This is a genomic window from Bradyrhizobium sp. 23, assembly GCF_023073295.1.
Taxonomy (GTDB): domain Bacteria; phylum Pseudomonadota; class Alphaproteobacteria; order Rhizobiales; family Xanthobacteraceae; genus Bradyrhizobium; species Bradyrhizobium canariense_D.
Genome location: NZ_JADPJF010000103.1, coordinates 165,779 through 182,523 on the forward strand (window position 1 = coordinate 165,779; position 16,745 = coordinate 182,523).

At 63.6% G+C, this 16,745-nt stretch carries 9 protein-coding genes; 1 reads left to right on the forward strand and 8 read right to left on the reverse strand.

All coding sequences use genetic code 11. The features are described from left to right. The 6 genes from IVB32_RS25900 to IVB32_RS25925 all read right to left on the reverse strand — a co-directional run. Positions 1–405: amidase family protein (locus IVB32_RS25900; RefSeq protein WP_247411797.1), on the reverse strand; the 405-nt coding region annotated here is incomplete at its 3' end. After that, the gene (locus IVB32_RS25905; protein ID WP_018457593.1) at positions 402–596 is read right to left on the reverse strand and encodes a hypothetical protein; all 195 of its coding nucleotides are present in this window, start codon (positions 594–596) and stop codon (positions 402–404) included. The genes IVB32_RS25900 and IVB32_RS25905, both read right to left, overlap by 4 nt. Further along, positions 593–1,654 carry an ABC transporter ATP-binding protein gene (locus IVB32_RS25910; protein WP_018457594.1) on the reverse strand — a complete coding sequence of 354 codons (1,062 nt, stop codon included), beginning with the start codon at positions 1,652–1,654 and terminating at the stop codon, positions 593–595. Before IVB32_RS25910 ends, IVB32_RS25905 begins: the two co-directional genes overlap by 4 nt. A 2-nt stretch (positions 1,655–1,656) precedes the next feature. Next, positions 1,657–2,559 (reverse strand): ABC transporter permease, encoded by a 903-nt coding sequence (locus IVB32_RS25915; RefSeq protein WP_018457595.1) that lies wholly within the window; start codon positions 2,557–2,559, stop codon positions 1,657–1,659. Positions 2,560–2,561: 2 nt separating this feature from the next. Beyond that, positions 2,562–3,515, reverse strand: coding sequence for an ABC transporter permease (locus tag IVB32_RS25920; protein ID WP_085349306.1), 954 nt, complete (start codon positions 3,513–3,515; stop codon positions 2,562–2,564). A 195-nt stretch (positions 3,516–3,710) separates the two neighbouring features. Next, complete coding sequence (locus IVB32_RS25925) at positions 3,711–5,369, reverse strand: ABC transporter substrate-binding protein (protein ID WP_018457597.1); 1,659 nt, start codon at positions 5,367–5,369, stop codon at positions 3,711–3,713. 210 nt (positions 5,370–5,579) lie between these two features. Here IVB32_RS25925 and IVB32_RS25930 point away from each other — a divergent pair, with 210 nt between their 5' ends. Next, entirely contained in the window at positions 5,580–7,175 is a 1,596-nt protein-coding gene (locus IVB32_RS25930) for an ABC transporter substrate-binding protein (protein ID WP_018457598.1), read from the forward strand. A 255-nt stretch (positions 7,176–7,430) separates the two neighbouring features. Here IVB32_RS25930 and IVB32_RS25935 read toward each other — a convergent pair whose 3' ends face one another. Together IVB32_RS25935 and IVB32_RS25940 are read right to left on the reverse strand one after the other, a co-directional pair. Further along, positions 7,431–9,662: an adenylate/guanylate cyclase domain-containing protein gene (locus IVB32_RS25935; RefSeq protein WP_247411802.1), complete on the reverse strand. Its 2,232-nt coding sequence runs from the start codon at positions 9,660–9,662 to the stop codon at positions 7,431–7,433. 79 nt (positions 9,663–9,741) lie between these two features. Next, the coding region (locus tag IVB32_RS25940; RefSeq protein ID WP_247411804.1) for a VCBS domain-containing protein at positions 9,742–16,745 on the reverse strand (7,004 nt) is incomplete at its 5' end.

Below are 16,745 nucleotides of genomic sequence, written 5' to 3' on the forward strand. Positions count from 1 at the left end.
GCCAGTCGGGCCATAGGCGAATTCGGCGAGATGCAACGTGCCGAGGCGAACCTGGCCGGCGTCCTTCAGCCTCTGCAAGGCGGTGGAGGTCACTGTCGGAACGAAGTCGCGGCGGATCAACGAGCCGCAGGTCGCGACGTGACCTGCGTCGTAATACATATCCTTGTGCGCGAGCGGCACACCGTGCAGCGGACCGCGGACTTCCCCCTTGGCGAGTTCGGCGTCGGCGGCATCGGCGGCCTTCAGCGCTGCCTCTGCCTCGATCGACATGAAGGCGTTGAGGTGCGGCTGCCACTGCGCGATGCGATGCAGCAGCGCACGCGTCACCTCATGCGAGGACACCTGCTTCATCGCGATCGCGCGCGCGACCTCGGTGAGCGTCATCAATGCGGGCTCGGTGCTCATTTCGAGACCTTGGCAGTCTGCGCGATCGGATAAAGCGCGGGCTCGAGATCGAACGGCAACGTGCCGGCAATGGCCGCAAAGCCCTCGAAGGCCGGTCCGATGGAATTGGAGATGCGCGTCGCGATCTCGTCGTCGACGGGAACGCCGGCGACCTGTGCCGTCGCCTTGATCTCTTTTGTCGTCGGTCTCATGCGGTTTCCTCCTTCGGCGCGCGGCGATGGCCTGAACCCGGGATCGCCATGTAGCACGCGGCCTCGTGGCCCATTCTATCGAGCGCGGTGAGTTTTGGTGTCGCATTTGCGCAGAGCGGCTCCGCAAACGGGCAACGGGTGTGGAAGCGGCAGCCCGAGGGTGGATCGATCGGATTGGGCGGATCGCCCGTGATCGGCGGCGTCTCGGTGCGGCGGTCCGGATCCGAGGACGGCATCGCGGCAAGAAGTGCGCGCGTATAGGGATGCGCCGGTTGGTCCCAGACCTGGTCGACCGGGCCGAGCTCGACGACCTCGCCGAGATACATCACCAGCACGCGATCGCTGATATAGCGCACGACGTTGAGGTCGTGACTGATGAAGAGATAGGTCAGGCCGAACTCACTCTTGAGATCGGCAAGCAAATTGAGCACCTGCGCCTCGACCGACTTGTCGAGCGCGGAGACGGCTTCGTCGAGAATCACCAGCCGCGGCGACAGGGCCAGCGCACGCGCGATGTTGACGCGCTGGCGCTGGCCGCCGGAGATCTCATGCGGGTAGCGGTTGGCAAAGTTTGCAGGAACCAGGCCCACTTTGCCCAGCAGCTCGCGCGCCAGCGCGCGCGCGGCGCCGTCGGCCATGCCGTGCACCTTTGGGCCGAAGGCGATCGAGTCCTCGATGGTCAGGCGCGGGTTGAGCGAAGCGTAGGAATCCTGGAACACCATCTGCATGCCGCGGCGCAGCTCGCGCAAGGAGAGCGACTGGCCGACGCTCATGCCGTCATAGATGATGTCACCGGTGTCGCGCGGCATCAGATGCATGAGCAGCCGCGCGGTGGTCGACTTGCCGCAACCGGACTCGCCGACGATGCCGACGGTCTCGCCCTTGGCGACGGTGAACGAGACATTATCGACCGCCCGCACGGTGCGCTTTGCGGCGAACAGGCCGCCACGAACCGGGAAATGCTTGGTGAGGCCGTTGACCTGGAGCAGCGGCTGGGCGACGCCGCCGAGGTCTTCGATCGGCTCCAGCATTGCGACGGAGAGGTTGGTTTCGCTCATGGCTAGTTCCTGATGTCCATGGCGCTGCGCAGGCCGTCCGAGAGCAGGTTGAAGCAGATCGAGACCGCGAAGATCATTGCACCGGGGAGCGCGGCGACCCAGGGGTTGACATAGATCGCGGTCCGCAAGGTATTCAACATCAGGCCCCATTCCGGCTCCGGCGGTTTGGTGCCGAGGCCGAGGAACGACAGGCCTGCCGCGAGGATCATCGAGACCGAGATCAGGCTGGTCGCGTAGACGAAGATCGAACCGAGCACATTGCCGAGGATATGAACGCGCATGATGGTGAACGGTCCCGCGCCCGAGGCGCGCGCGGCGTCGACGAAGTCCATGTTGCGCACCCCCGTCGTGACGCTTTCGGCAACGCGGGTGATCTGCGGCACGAACACGACGGTCAACGACACGATGGAATTGAGGATGCCCGCGCCCAGCGCGCCCGAGATCGCGATCGCCAGCAGCACGGACGGAAACGCGTAGAACACGTCGATCGTGCGCATGATCGCGGTGTTGAGCTTGCCGCCGACATAGCCGGCAACGAGGCCGAGCGAGGTGCCGATGCAGAAGGCGAGGATCACAGGCAAAATGCCGATGAGAAGCGACAACCGGCCGCCATAGATCAGCCGCGCCAGCATGTCGCGGCCGAGTTCGTCGGTGCCGAGCGGGTAGCCGGATGTGCCAATGTGCCGAAGGCGGCGGATCATCGAGCCCTTGTAGGGATCTTCCAGACCGAGCCACGGCGCAACGATCGCGGAGAGAAAGATCAGCAGCAGCACCAGCGCGCAGACCATGCTGACCTTGTCACGCCAGATACGACGGCCGACGGTCGCCCAATAGCCGCGCGCCTTGGTCGCGGGCGCGGACTGAAGCGCCGTATCGCTGGTGACGGACAACGGAAGCTCGCTCATCGCTAACCCCGTTTGATGCGCGGGTCGATCGCGGCTTGCGCGATGTCGACCATCAGATTGAGGAAGACGAAGAACAGCGCCAGGATCAGGATCGTGCCCTGCAGCAGCGGCAGGTCGCGCTGGAAAATCGCGGAGTTGAGCAGGAAGCCCGAGCCCGGCCAGGAGAACACCGTCTCGATCAGGATCGAGCCGCCGAGCATGTAACCGAGCTGAAGTCCCATCACCGCGAGCGCGGTGGGGGCGGCGTTCTTGATGACGTGGCGGAACACGCCGCGCTCATGCAGGCCTTTTGCACGCAGCGCCTCGACGAAGTCCTGGCTGAGAATGTCGCCGGTCAGCGCGCGCACCGTGCGAGTGACGATGCCCATCGGGATCACCGAGGTCGTGATCGCTGGCAGCACGAGATATTGCAAATGCGCCCAGTCCCAGGCCCAGGCGGCCGAGCCGCCGGGTCCGGCGCCGACAGCGGGCAGCCAGTTCAGCTGGACCGAGAAGATGATGACGAGCACCATGCCAAGCCAGTAATGCGGCACCGAAACGCCGGCGATGGCAAAGGAGGTCGCCAGCTTGTCGATCCAGGTCTCGCGGAAATAGCCGGCGATCAGGCCGAGCAGGATGCCCATGGTGAAGCCGATGATCGCCGCCGCAATCGCCAGCGTGACCGTGTTGCTGACCGCGCGCATGACCTCGGCGAGCACCGGGCGGCCCGTGGCGATGGAATTGCCGAGATCGCCATGAAGCGCGCGGAGCAGCCAAAGCCCGAACTGCACCGGCAGCGGGCGGTCGAAACCATAGGCTGTCCGGAGCTGCGCGGCGAGCTCCTGCGAGGCGTCTGCGGGGAGCACCGCGACGAGCGGATCGCCCGGCGTGATGTGCACGAGCAGAAAACACACCAGCGCGACGCTGATGACGATCGGGATGACGTAGACGATGCGTCTGGCGATATAGGCGAGCACGTTGTTTCTTTTCTTCCCTTCTCCCCTTGTGGGAGAAGGTGGCGCAAAGCGCCGGATGAGGGCTCTAACCCCGGATGCAGTGTTAACGAAAAAGAGAGAGGGTCATCCGCGGAAAGAGATCCCTCACCCGGCTTCGCTTGCGCGAAGCCACCCTCTCCCGCAAGGGGAGAGGGTGCACTGCGTATGAGGCGGGAACTATTGCATCGACACCAGTGAGAAGTCGATGAACCAGCTCTTTGGCTGCACGACGCCTGTCACCTTCGGGCTGATGGCGCGGGGACCGACGTCGTGGGCGACATAGAGGAAGGCCGCGTCATCGACGGAGGCCGCGTGCAGTTCGGCGAGCGCGGCGTCACGCGCGGCGGGATCGAAGGTCTGCCGCGCCTTCTTCACCAGCTCGTCGAATTTGGGATTGTTGATGAAACCCCAATTGTTCGAGACCGGCGGCGCCATGCCCGATTGCAGGAAGCGCACCAGCGCGAAGAACGGGTCCATCGCCGCATAGGTGACGTTGGTCGCGTTCGAGCCGTTGGCACTGGGATCCTTGGCGCCGCGGCGCCAGTTGGTGAACAGCGTATTCCACTCGATGACATCGAGCTGCACGTCGAAATAGCATTCGGCCAGCGCCTGCTGGATATATTCGTTCATCGGCAACGGCTGCATCTGGCCCGAGCCGGACGCAGACGTCTGGGTCTTCACCGTCAGCTTCTTGTTCGGGCCGAATCCGGCCTCCTGCATCAGCTTCTGTGCAGCAGCCTTGTCGTACTTGATCTCGAAGGTCGGTCTGCCGCGCCAGGGATGGCCGACCTCGAACGTGCCGGTCGCGGGCACCATCAGCCCCGCGAGCAGGCCGTCCTTGAGGCCTTCGCGATCGACGCAGAGGTTCGCGGCCTTGCGCACGCGGATGTCGTTCCAGGGCGAGCCCTCGACGCGCGAGAACTGCCACGGCCAGACGTGCGGCTGCTCGTTGGCGTAGAGCTTGAAGCCGCGCTGCTTGAGCTCGGGCAACGCGTCCGGCGCCGGCGCCTCGACCCAATCGACCTGCCCGGAAAGCAGCGCCGCGGTGCGCGCGTTGGCCTCCGGCATCGGCAACAGCACCATCTTGTCGACCTTGGGCACGCGGTCCTTGTTCCAGTAGCTCGCATTCTTGACCAGCTCCAGCCGCTCGCGCGGGGTGAAGCCCGCCATCTTCCACGGGCCGGTGCCCGCGGCGTCCTTGGCAAACGCGGTCCATGCGGCCTGCGACTTGGCCTTGGCGTCGGCGCCCTCCGCCTTGTCGTAGAAGGCCTGCCACTTCGCCGGGCTCGCCATGAAGAGATTGGTGAGGTTGATCGGCAGGAAGCTGTCGGGCTCCTTGGTGGTGAGCTCGACCGTCATGTCGTCGACCTTCTTCGCTGATGCCAGCGTCGGCATGCGCGAGGCCGTGACACCGACCTGGCTGGCGTCGAATTGCGGCGCGTCCTGCTTCAGCACCTTCTCGACATTCCACACCACGGCGTCCGCATTGAACGGCGAGCCGTCATGGAAGGTGACGCCCGGCCGCAGCTTGAAAGTCCATTTGGTCTTGTCGGCATCGTCGACCTTCCACTCGGTAGCAAGGCCGGGGATCACCACGCTCGCCTTGTCGGCCGAGGAAAGGTCCCAGCCGGTGAGCGCGTCATACATGGTGAGGCCGGTGAAGCGGTTGCCTTCAAAGCCCTGATCGGGCTGGCCCAGCGTGCGCGGAATATCGGCAGCCGTCATGGCGATGCGCAGCACGGTTTCGGCAGTGGCCGCGCGCGGCCACGCAGCCGCGCTACTGAGCGCCAGCAACGCGATCAGCGCCGCGCGGGTCTTGTTTTTCTTGATCAACATTGACTCAATCCTTTTCCGGCTTCGATGACTAATTTTGATGCAATCGTATGCAATGCCTATGCCAATGGGGAAACTTATTCTGCAAATTGCCCCTGCGACGACAAGTCCTTGTGATGACACGTCGGCGAAAGCACCTCGCTGCCTATTCTGGCATCAAGATTGCAGGTTTGGCTCCGATTGTCCTTGAATTCTTCCTTGGAGCTTTGGCCCATGCGTATCCGACTATCGACCTGTTTCGCCGTGCTTGCACTGGCGTTGTCCGCGATTCCGGCGGGCGCCGAAACGGTGCTGCGCTACGGCATCTCGATGGCGGACATCCCGCTGACGACCGGCCAGCCCGATCGCGGCGCGGGCGCCTATCAGTTCACGGCCTACACCATCTACGATCCGCTCGTGGCGTGGGAGATGGACGTCGCCGACCGGCCGGGAAAGCTGGTGCCCGGATTGGCCACCGAGTGGAGGGTCGATGCCGAGAACAAGACCAAATGGCGCTTCACCTTGCGCAAGGGCGTGAAGTTTCACGATGGCAGCGAGTTCGATGCCGACGCCGTGATCTGGAATCTGGACAAGGTGCTCAATGACAAGGCGCCGCAATTCGACAAGCGCCAGAGTGCGCAGGTCAAGACCCGCCTGCCTTCGGTCGCGAGCTACGCCAAGATCGACGACTTCACGGTGGAGATCACCACCAAGACGGTCGATTCCTTCTTTCCCTATCAGATGCTGTGGTTCCTGGTCTCCAGCCCGGCGCAATACGAGAAGCTCGGTAAGGACTGGGACAAGTTCGCGAGCCAGCCTTCGGGGACCGGCCCGTTCAAACTGACAAAACTGGTGCCGCGCGAACTCGCCGAGCTCACGAAGAATCCGGATTATTGGAACAAGAAGCGTATTCCCAAGGTCGACAAGCTCGTGCTGGTGCCGATGCCGGAAGCGCTGACGCGCACCAATGCGCTGCTGGCCGGGCAGGTCGATCTGATCGAGACGCCGGCGCCGGATGCCGTGCCGCAGCTCAAGGCCGCCGGCATGAAGCTCGTCGACAACGTTACGCCGCATGTCTGGAATTATCATCTGAGCGTGCTGCCGGGTTCGCCCTGGACCGACATCCGCCTGCGCAAGGCGCTGAACCTCGCGATCGATCGTGAAGCCGTGGTGGGCCTGATGAATGGCCTTGCGAAACCCGCCAAGGGACAGGTCGATCCGTCGAGCCCCTGGTTCGGCAAGCCGAGCTTCGAGCTGAAATACGATGTCGCAGCCGCCAAGAAGCTGGTCGAGGAAGCCGGCTACTCCAAGGCGAAGCCGCTGAAAGCGACCTTCATCATCGCACAGGGCGGCACCGGCCAGATGCTGTCGCTGCCGATGAACGAATTTTTGCAGCAGAGCTTCAAGGAGACCGGCATCGACATCGATTTCAAGGTCGTCGAGCTCGAGACACTCTATACGCATTGGCGCAAGGGCGCGGCCGACGAGATGAACGCCGGCATCACCGCCAACAACATCGCCTATGTCACCTCTGACCCGCTCTACGCCATCGTCCGCTTCTTCCATTCGAGCCAGATCGCGCCGGTCGGCGTCAACTGGGGCGGCTACAAAAACCCGAAGGCCGACGCGCTGATCGACGAGGCCAAGCAGACCTTCGACAGCGCCAAGCAGGACGAGTTGCTGGCGCAGGCGCACGCGCTGATCGTCGACGACGCCACGCTGGTATGGGTGGTGCACGACACCAACCCGCATGCGCTGTCGCCCAAGGTCAAGCAGTTCGTGCAGGCGCAGCACTGGTTCCAGGATCTCACGACGATCGGGGCGGAGTGAGGCTCAAGGTCGGCACCCCGCTTCCGCAAACACCACTGTCGTCCTGGCGAAAGCCAGGACGACACCTCTTATTAAGGCGACGGCCTGCGGCGTCGAACACCGCTGTCGTCCCGGCGTAGCCGGGACCCATAACCACCGAGTTGAATTCGGCAACGACAGCCAACTCCGATCTGGCGTACAGCTTCTGCTGCGGAGTATGGGTCCCGGCCTGCGCCGGGACGACACCGAGGGTTTAGCCGCTAGCAAGCGCCTCCCTTATTTCGTCAGCAGCGCATAGGCCCCGGTCCAACCTTCCGGCGGTGGATTGACCTGGAATTCCTTGATGCGCACTTCATAGAGCTTGAACAGCTTTTCCAGCGTGTCGGCATCCTCGCTCCTGCGGCCGCGGTCGATCGCGTCCAGCGCGCCCTGCCAGTCGCGGCTGCGATAGCAGGCGAGCATTTCGATGGTGACGTTGCGCAGGCGCTGGAAGGCGCCTGAAAGCATCACATCCTCGCGGCCGGCGATGGCATAGATCACCTCCGGCTCGGTCTTGCCCTTGACCATGATGAAGTCGAGTTCGAGGATCGCGAACTTGTCCTTGGCCGCGAGCGCGGTGCGCGAGCCAACGATAATGGGAAAGCCGTATTCCTTCGACTGGCCTTCCAGGCGCGAGGCCAGGTTGACGCTGTCGCCGAGCACCGAATAGTTCTTCTTCAGGTCGGATCCCATGTTGCCGACGACGCCGATGCCGGTGTTGAGACCGATACCGACATTGAGCGGGATGTAGACGTGACCGCCATCAATGGCCTCCTGCTCGCGGTCCTTGTTCACCGCGTCGATCTTCTCCAACATCTGGATCGCGGCCTCACAGGCGTTGACCTCGTGCTCGGCATCGTCGAGCGGCGCATTCCAGAACGCCATGATGGCGTCGCCCATATATTTGTCGATATAGCCCTTCTGATCGATGATCACGTCGGTCAGCGGAGTCAGGAAGCGGTTCATCAGCGCGATCAGGCCCTGCGGATCGTGCTTGTAGGTTTCCGATATGGTGGTGAAGCCGCGCACGTCGGAGAACATGATCGTCATTTCGCGCTCCTCGCCGCCGAGGACGAGTTTTTCCGGTGACTGCGCGAGTTGCTCGACCAGCACCGGCGACATGTATTGCGCGAACATGCCGCGGATCTGCACGCGCTGGCGCTGCTCGCGCACGAAGCTGGCGAAGATTAGCGTCAGATAGATCGCGGTGGTCGAGAGCAGCGGATAAGTGAAGTCGATGAGATAGCGGTGCTGCGCATAGAAGAACCAGGACACTCCGATCAGGATAGCGGCGAAGGTCGCGCCGGCAAGCACGAGGCGAACTGGTCCGAGGTTCGGCGTGAAGATGATGACGAGCAAGCCGATGACGAGCGCGGCGAGCAGCTCGACGCCGAGCGCATAGTTCGGCTGGGAGATCACCGCGCCGCTCAGCACGCTCTCCAGCACCTGGGCGTGGATCTCGACGCCGGGCATGGTCGAGGACACCGGCGTGGTCTTGATGTCGTTGAGCCCAACCGCCGAGGTGCCGATCAGCACCAGCTTGCCGGCGATCTTGTTAGGCGGCACCGTATTGTCGAGCACGTCGGCGGCCGAGACGTAGATCGAGGGATCCTGGCGCGCGTAATGCACCCAGAGCTGACCGTTCCTGTCGGTTGGGATCTCCACGCCCTTGAGACGCACGGCCCGCACGCCGGTCTTGTCGGTCCGAACCAGCAAGGTCGGCGTGCCCGTGACGACGCGCAAAATCTCGAGGCTCAGCGAAGGCATGACCATGCCCTGGGCGCGCATGATCATCGGCACGCGCCGGATCAGGCCGTCGCGCTCGGTCTTGATCGAGAACAGGCCGCGGCCGGCCGCGACCTTCTCGATCTCGGGCACGTTGCGCAACAGCCCGGGAAATTCGAATAGGAAGCGCTCAGCGCCCTCCTCGCCGACCGTCGCGACGCCGGTGAAGGGCAGCGACTTGTCGACCTCGGACGAAATCGCCCGCTGCCCAGTCTCGCCCAGGATCACGCGCGAGCGCTTGATCGCTTCGGAGAGGATCTGGTCGTTGCTCGGCAGCTCGCGCAGCTTGGCGCGGGTGGCGTCGTCCAGGTAGCGCATCTGGCTCGCGACCAGATCCGGGTTGAGCCGGTCGGCCTCCGAGAACACGACGTCGAAGCCGATCGCCACCGCGCCGTGATTGGTGAGGTTCTGGATCATGTCGGCGATCCGCGTCCGCGGCCACGGCCACTGGCCGAGCTTGGCGAGGCTCTTGTCGTCGATGTCGACGATGGTGACCGGCCGCGCCGTCTTCTGGCGCGGATCGATCAATTGAAACATGTCGAACGTGCGCAGCCGCAGTTCCTGGATCGGAGGCGGATCCCAGAGCCGAGCGCCGGCAAATACGACCAGCAGCGCAAGGCACATCAGCCGCGCAAACCCGAACTTGCGCGCAAACCACCGCCGCAGGATCTTGAGACGTTTCATGGTGGCTGGATATCACGCTTTGGCGGTGAACGGCAGCGTGGATCGGGCCTGCCGACGATCGCGGCCCATCATGCAGCAATCAGGCATGGACGATGAAGTCGCTCGCCTGGAGGTGGGCGACACCCTTCAGAAGGATGGTGTCCGAAGCGTTGATCGTGACCAGGGTGTCAGCGGAATTGGTCGGCGAAGCCGCCACGTGCTGCGCCATCCATGCCCCAAAATCGCTGGCGGTCACGACTGCCGACAAGTCGATATGGTCCTGACCGGGCGTGAAATTGGTGATCGTATCGTTGTTGGAACTGGCGGCGAACACGAACTGGTCCTGATGGCCTGTCCCGATGAAGTCATCTTGCCCGGCCGTGCCAAAGAGCAGGCTAACCGTCTTGCTTGCGTTGTGACTGTCGGCCACGGTGAGCGTGACCGTCTGTATGGCCGCACCTTCACTTGCATCAGTGTAGGTCACGGTCTGCAGCGCGGAATTGATATGCGCCAAGGTATCGGACGTCGACGCCGGACTCAAATTGCTACCCGAGCCGGAGGCAACGAGCGTGAAGGTTTCATTGGCAGCCGCATCGGAGTCGGTGGCCGAGATACCGTGCACAGTGACTTGAGCGTCGTCATGCGTGAGGCTGATCTGGTTGACGTCCATTACCGGCGCATCGTTCGCGCCGTCCACGTCCACCGTGAGTGTCGCAGTGCCGGTCGCGCCATGCGCGTCCGTCGTCTGGACCGTAAACGTATCCGCGAAGGGCCCTTCTTGCAACGCGTTGATCGCAGCCGCGTCGGGAACGTAGGTGTAGCTGCCGTCAGAGTGGACCGTCAGCGCGCCGTAGTGTCCTGGAGCCGTCCCGCAACTATCCGCATTCTGGACAGAATAGGTCAGCGTCACCGTCTCGTCGGCATCGGCGTCGGTGCCCGCGAGATTTCCGGTGAGATTGGAGAAGGTGTCGGTCGCCGCCGTGTCCGTAAGCTTGCCGAGGTTGAGAGCGGACAGCGTTGGCACGTCGTTGGCGCCCGTCAGGTCCACCGTGTATATCGCCGTGGAGGCGGCGCCATGTGCATCCGTGACCTGGACCGTGAAACTGTCGGAATAGTGCAAGCAGCCCGGCAGCGCGTTAATCGAAGCCGCATCGGGAACGTAGGTGTAGGTGCCGTTCGTGTTGAGCGCCAGCGCGCCATAGTGACCCGTGACCTCTCCGACTGCCTGGTGATCTGCGTTCAGCAAGGTGTAGGTCAGCGTATCGCCGGAGTCGGCATCGGTCCCGACCACCTGTCCGGTGAGGTCAGAGAAATTATCCGCTGCGCACGTATCGGTGAGCTGCCCGATGCTACCATCGGTCAACACCGGAGCGTCGTTGGCGCCTGTTACGGCAACCGTGAATGATGCCGTGCCGACAGCACCTTGCGCGTCCGTGGTCTGAATCGTGAAGACGTCCGAACAAGGGCCTTCCGAAAGCGCGTTGATCGAAGCCGCATCGGGAACGTAGGTGTAGGTGCCGTTCGCGTTGACCGTCAGCGAGCCGTACAGGCCAGCCGTCGTCCCATGACTATCCGCGTTCAGAACGGCATAGGTCAGCCCCGCCGTCTCTCCATGGTCGGCGTCGGTTCCGACCAGCATTCCCGTGACGTCCGAGAAGCTGTCGGCGATGGAGGTATCGACGAGCGGATCCGTGGTGACCGCGGCCAAGGTCGGCGCGTCGTTCTTGCCTGTGATCGTGACCGTGACGTCGGTTGTGGCGGTCTCGCCGTAATCGTCCGTGCTCGTGATGGTAGAAACCACCTTCGCGGTCTGGTCCTTGGCGAGGAAGTCCAGCGCGCCGTCGGCGATCGAATAGCTCCAGGTGACGATGCCATTGTTCAGCCCGGCCTGCGGCAGAAGCGTCAGCCCGCTCTTGAGCGCCGCGATCTCGTCAAGCGAGAGCGACGAGGTGAGGTTAGTGCTGTGATCGGCGCCAAGCGAGGTCACGTCCTGGCCGGTGATCTGTGCCGACGGCAGGTCGGTCAGGTCGATGTCGGTGAAGTCAATCGCGCCGGTCGCAGGCGTTGAGGTATCGGAGGTGGCGAAGTCACCGGTGGCGTCCGCCTGCTCGGAGACGCCCCCCGCCAGCACGCCGCCGGCGGTGAAGGCCGGGGCGTGGTCATCGGTCATCGTGATCAGCGTGTGGCCAGTGCCGTCGTCGCTCCCGGCGAAATGGGCATTGCTGTAGTCGGCGCCGGCCAGGTTCAGGCTGATGTGATTGCCGTCCGCATCGGTCACCGTCAGCACGCCGCCGGTCGCGGGATTGGAGTTTGCAACATAGACCGCGCTGGTGCCGAGCCCGTATTTGATCGTCGACAGGTCGATCGTGTCGTTCGCCGACAGCTCCGCGATCGATCCGCCGAACGTATCCGTATCGATCTCAACCGCGGCGCCGTCGCCCGCGAGGTTGATCGTCTGCGCGACCGTGCCTTCGAGCTTCAGCAGCGCACCGGCATCGACGGTGACCGAGCCCGTGCCGGTCAGCAAGCCGAACAGCGACAGCTCGCCATCATGGACCTCGATGCTGCCGGTATTGCTGATGGTGCCCGAGATCGACGCCGTGCCCCAGCTGTCGATGTGGCTGTGATTGACGAGTCCAGGCCCACCCAGGGAGATCGAGGCGCCGTTGAGGAGATCGATGACACCGTCATTGACGATCGACGACGCATTGCCGAAGGCGCTCGTGCCGGCGACCGTCCAGGTGCCGCCGGACTCGTTATTGAAGGTCGCGCTGGCGACCGAGATATTGCCGTTGATGTGGCCGGTGTTGTTGATCGTGAGGCTGCCACCGATCTCGATGATCGCGTCGGTCGCGGAGGTCACGCTCGAAGCGGCGGGCGGCCCGATGGTGCCGGAATTGTTGATCACCGAACCGGTCGTATCCTGCTGGATGTGGATCGCCGCATTGCCACCGGCGCCCACGATGGAGCCGGAATTGACGATGTGGATCGAACCGGTCGCGCCCGAAAACTCCAGCGTCGCGCCAACATCGACGATTACCTTGCCTGAACCGGCGATGCCGCCCGCAAGGTCGAGAATGCCGCTCTGGACCTCGATGATGCCAGTGTTGGTGACGCTGCCCGTGACCGTATCGACGCCGGCGCTGTAGAGATTGCCGGCATTGCTCAGGCTGCCGCCGTTGATCGAAACGTCGGTCAGATAGAGCTTCGAGGTGCCGTCGACCGTGATCGACCCAGCACTGCTGTTGCTAACGGTGAGATTTGCCAGCTTCAGCGTGCCGTGGTTGACTGCCTCAAGAGCCGCAGTGTTGGAGATATCCTCACCGGAGACGTCGAGCACGCCGCCCTTCGCCTGAATGAGATTGTGATTGGTGATGGCGTGAAGCGTGGCGGGATCAATCGTCAGCGTACCGCTGGTGACCGTGATCGTGCCGGTGTTGGTAATGTCGGCATTGTCGATGGCGCTGGTGCCGGTCGATTCCAGCGTACCGGCAATCGTCACCGTGCCGCCGTCGATGGTCGCGCCCTGAAGATCGAGTGCCGAGCCGGACTCGACCGAGACACTACCGCTGCCGGTGTCGGTCACCGTCATCCCGATCAGCTTCAGTGTCCCATGATTGATCGCCGCCAGCGTGCCGGTGTTTGCGATGGCTTCGCCGTTGATGTCGAGCTCGGCGCCATTGGCCCTGAGGATGCCGCCATTCGCGATCGAGCTTGCGGAGGTCGTCGCCAGCAGCGTCAACGCGCCCAGGGTTGCCTCGATCAGATAGTTGTTCGAGATGTTGGCGTCGGTAATCGCAGTTGTGCCGGTCGAATTCAGCGTGCCCGAAACGGTGAGCGCGCCGCCTGTCAGGCTCGCACCGTTCAATGTCAGCTTGCTGCCTGCATCGACCTTGACCGTGCCATGATTGGCGATTGCGGTGCCCGCAACTATCACGTCATCCAGCGTCAGGATGACGCCGCTCTCGACCGTCACGGCAGTGGTGCTCAGCGTCGCCGATTGATCGATCTTGCTGGCGCCGGTGACATCGATCGTGCCGAGACCGTTGATCGTACCACCGCTGATCGTCGCGCCGTTAACTGTCAGCTTGCCGTTGGCATCGACCGTGACGTTACCGGCATTCGCGACCGTCGAGCCCTGGTCGATCGTCAGCGCGCCATTCGTCAGCACCTCGATCGTGCCGGTGCTCGCATTCGTGATCGTCTCGTGGTCCAGCGCGTTGCCGGTGCCGCTGACCTTCAACGCCGCGTTGTTGTTCAGGATGCCGCCGCTCAGCACCGCAGCGCCGGTCAAATCGATCTCGCCATTGCCGGTGACCGTGCCGGTGCCGTTGATCGTCGCCCCGTTGACCGTCAGCTTGCCGTTGGCATCGACCGTGACGTTACCGGCATTCGCAACCGTCGAGCCCTGGTCGATCGTCAGCGCACCGTTCGCCAGCACTTCGATCGTACCGGTGCTCGCGTTCGTGACCGTCTCGTGGTCCAGCGCGTTGCCGGTGCCGCTGACCTTGAAGGCCGCGTTGTTGTTCAGGATGCCACCGCTCAGCACCGCAGCGCCGGTCAAATCGATCTCGCCATTGCCGGTGACCGTGCCGGTGCCGTTGATCGTCGCCCCGTTGACCGTCAGCTTGCCGTTGGCATCGACCGTGACGTTACCGGCATTCGCGACCGTCGAGCCCTGGTCGATCGTCAGCGCACCGTTCGCCAGCACTTCGATCGTGCCGGTGCCCGCGTTCGTGATTGTTCCATGGTCTAGCGCGTTACCCGTGCCGCTGACCTTGAAGGCCGCGTTGTTGTTCAGGATGCCGCCGCTCAGCACCGCAGCGCCGGTCAAATCGATCTCGCCATTGCCCGTGACAGTCCCGGTACCGCTGATCGTGGCGCCGTTAACTGTCAGCTTGCCAGCGGAATCGATCGTGACGTTGCCGGCATTCGCGACAGTCGAGCCCTGGTCGATCGTCAGCGTGCCGTTCGCCAGCACCTCGATCGTGCCGGTGCTCGCATTCGTGATCGTCTCATGGTCGAGCGCGTTGCCGGTGCCGCTGACCTTGAAGGCCGCATTGTTGTTCAGGATGCCGCCGCTCAGAACCGCGCCGCCGGTCAGATCGATCTCGCCATTGCTGGTGACCGTACCGGCACCATTGATCGTGGCGCCGTTCACCGTCAGCTTGCCGTTGGCATCGACCGTGACGTTGCCGGCATTCGCAACCGTCGAGCCCTGGTCGATCGTCAGCGCGCCGTTCGCTAGCACTTCGATCGTGCCGGTCGTCGCATTCGTGATCGTTTCGTGGTCCAGCGCGTTGCCGCTGCCGCTGACCTTGAAGGCCGCGTTGTTGTTTAGGATGCCGCCGCTCAGCACGGCAGCGCCGGTCAGGTCGATCTCGCCGTTGCCGGTGACAGTCCCGGCACCGTTGAGCGTGGCGCCATTGACTGTCAGCTTGCCGTTGGCATCGACCGTGACGTTACCGGCATTCGCGACCGTCGAGCCCTGGTCGATCGTCAGCGCGCCGTTCGCCAGCACTTCGATCGTGCCGGTGCTCGCATTCGTGACCGTCTCGTGGTCCAGCACGTTGCCGGTGCCGCTGACCTTAAAGACCGCGTTGTTGTTCAGGATGCTGCCGCTCAGCACCGCAGCGCCGGTGAGATCAATCTCACCGTTGCCGGTGACCGTGCCGGTGCCGCTGATCGTGGCGCCGTTGACCGTCAGCTTGCCGGTGGCGTCCACCGTGACGTTGCCGGTGTTGGCGACGCCGGAGCCCTGGTCGATCGTCAGCCAGCCATTCGCCAGCACCTTGATCGTGCCGCCGGACGTGTTTGCGACGGTCTCGTGGGCGAAATCCGCCGTGCCCTTGACGTTGACCGCCCCTGAATTGTTCAGCGTGCCGTTCTTGAGGACGCTGCTGCCGTCGAGTTCCAGCGTGCCGGCGATGGTGACCGTGCCGCCGCTGATGGTGGCGGTGTCGACGATCAGCGTCGTGCCGGCATCGGCCTTCAGCGTGCCGCCGGCATTGTTAATTCCGGCGAGCGTCTTCAGCGTGCCGCCGAACAGCTCGATCGTGCCGGAATTGGTGATTGTGGTGCCGTTGGCGAAATCGCCGCCGCCCTTGAGCGTCAGGTAGCCGGCATTGGTGAGGACGCTGCTGTCCAGGAACTCAGCCTTGCCACCAACCGAGATCGTGCTTGCCGTGAAATTGGTGAGCTTCGAATCGGCCTTGAGGCTGATCTCGCCCGCAATCGTCAACGCACTCTTGTTGATGACTTCCGGCGCCTTGTGGCCGACCGCGGTGTCGTAGTCGTTCATCGTGATCGACTTGGCAAAGGCTGCCGTGTCGATCGTCACCGGATAGGACGGCGTCAGCCCATGCAGCTGGTCGGTGATGACGATGACGTCGTCATTGATGGTCGGGACCGTGCCGGTTGCCCAGTTGGCCGCATCCTTCCAGAAGCCGCCCGAGGGAGCGCCGGGCTTGTCGGTCGCGATCCACACCACGGCGGGAGCGTCGGTGCCGGTGATCGTGACGGTGATGGTCTGCTGCGAGGTGGCGCCTTGCGCGTCCTTGAGCGTCACGGTGTAGACCAGCGTCAGCACCTCACCCTTGGGGATGAAGTCGGCGAGATAGACCGGCAGGTCAGCCAGCGACCAGTTGATGGTGCCGGTGCCGTCTCCGGTGCTATCGGCGCCCGCCGCGATCGCGACCGACATCGCGCTCTGGAACGCCGCAAGCGGCCCCGGCGGAACGGTGCCGTCAGGCAGGGTCGCGCTGCTCAACGCCACCGACACCGTATGCTTGTCGGTGAGATCGACGTCGTCGAAGCTCAGCGTGCCCGACGTGGGAACATCGCTGGTGAGCGGGCCACCCGGCACGCTGGTGCCGCCTTCGAAGATGATGGTCGGAACGCTGGTGGTGATCACCGGCTTGTCGTTGGTGCCGGTGATCGTGATGGTGATGTCGATGGTCGACGTTTCGGGATTGACCGAGAAATTATTGTTGACGCGGACCTTGTAGGTCAGCGTCAACGTTTCGCCCGCCGCGAGGAAGTCGAAGACGTGGTCGGGAATCGTGTAGGTCCAGACCGCCGAGCCGTTGTTGTTGTTACCGGCGG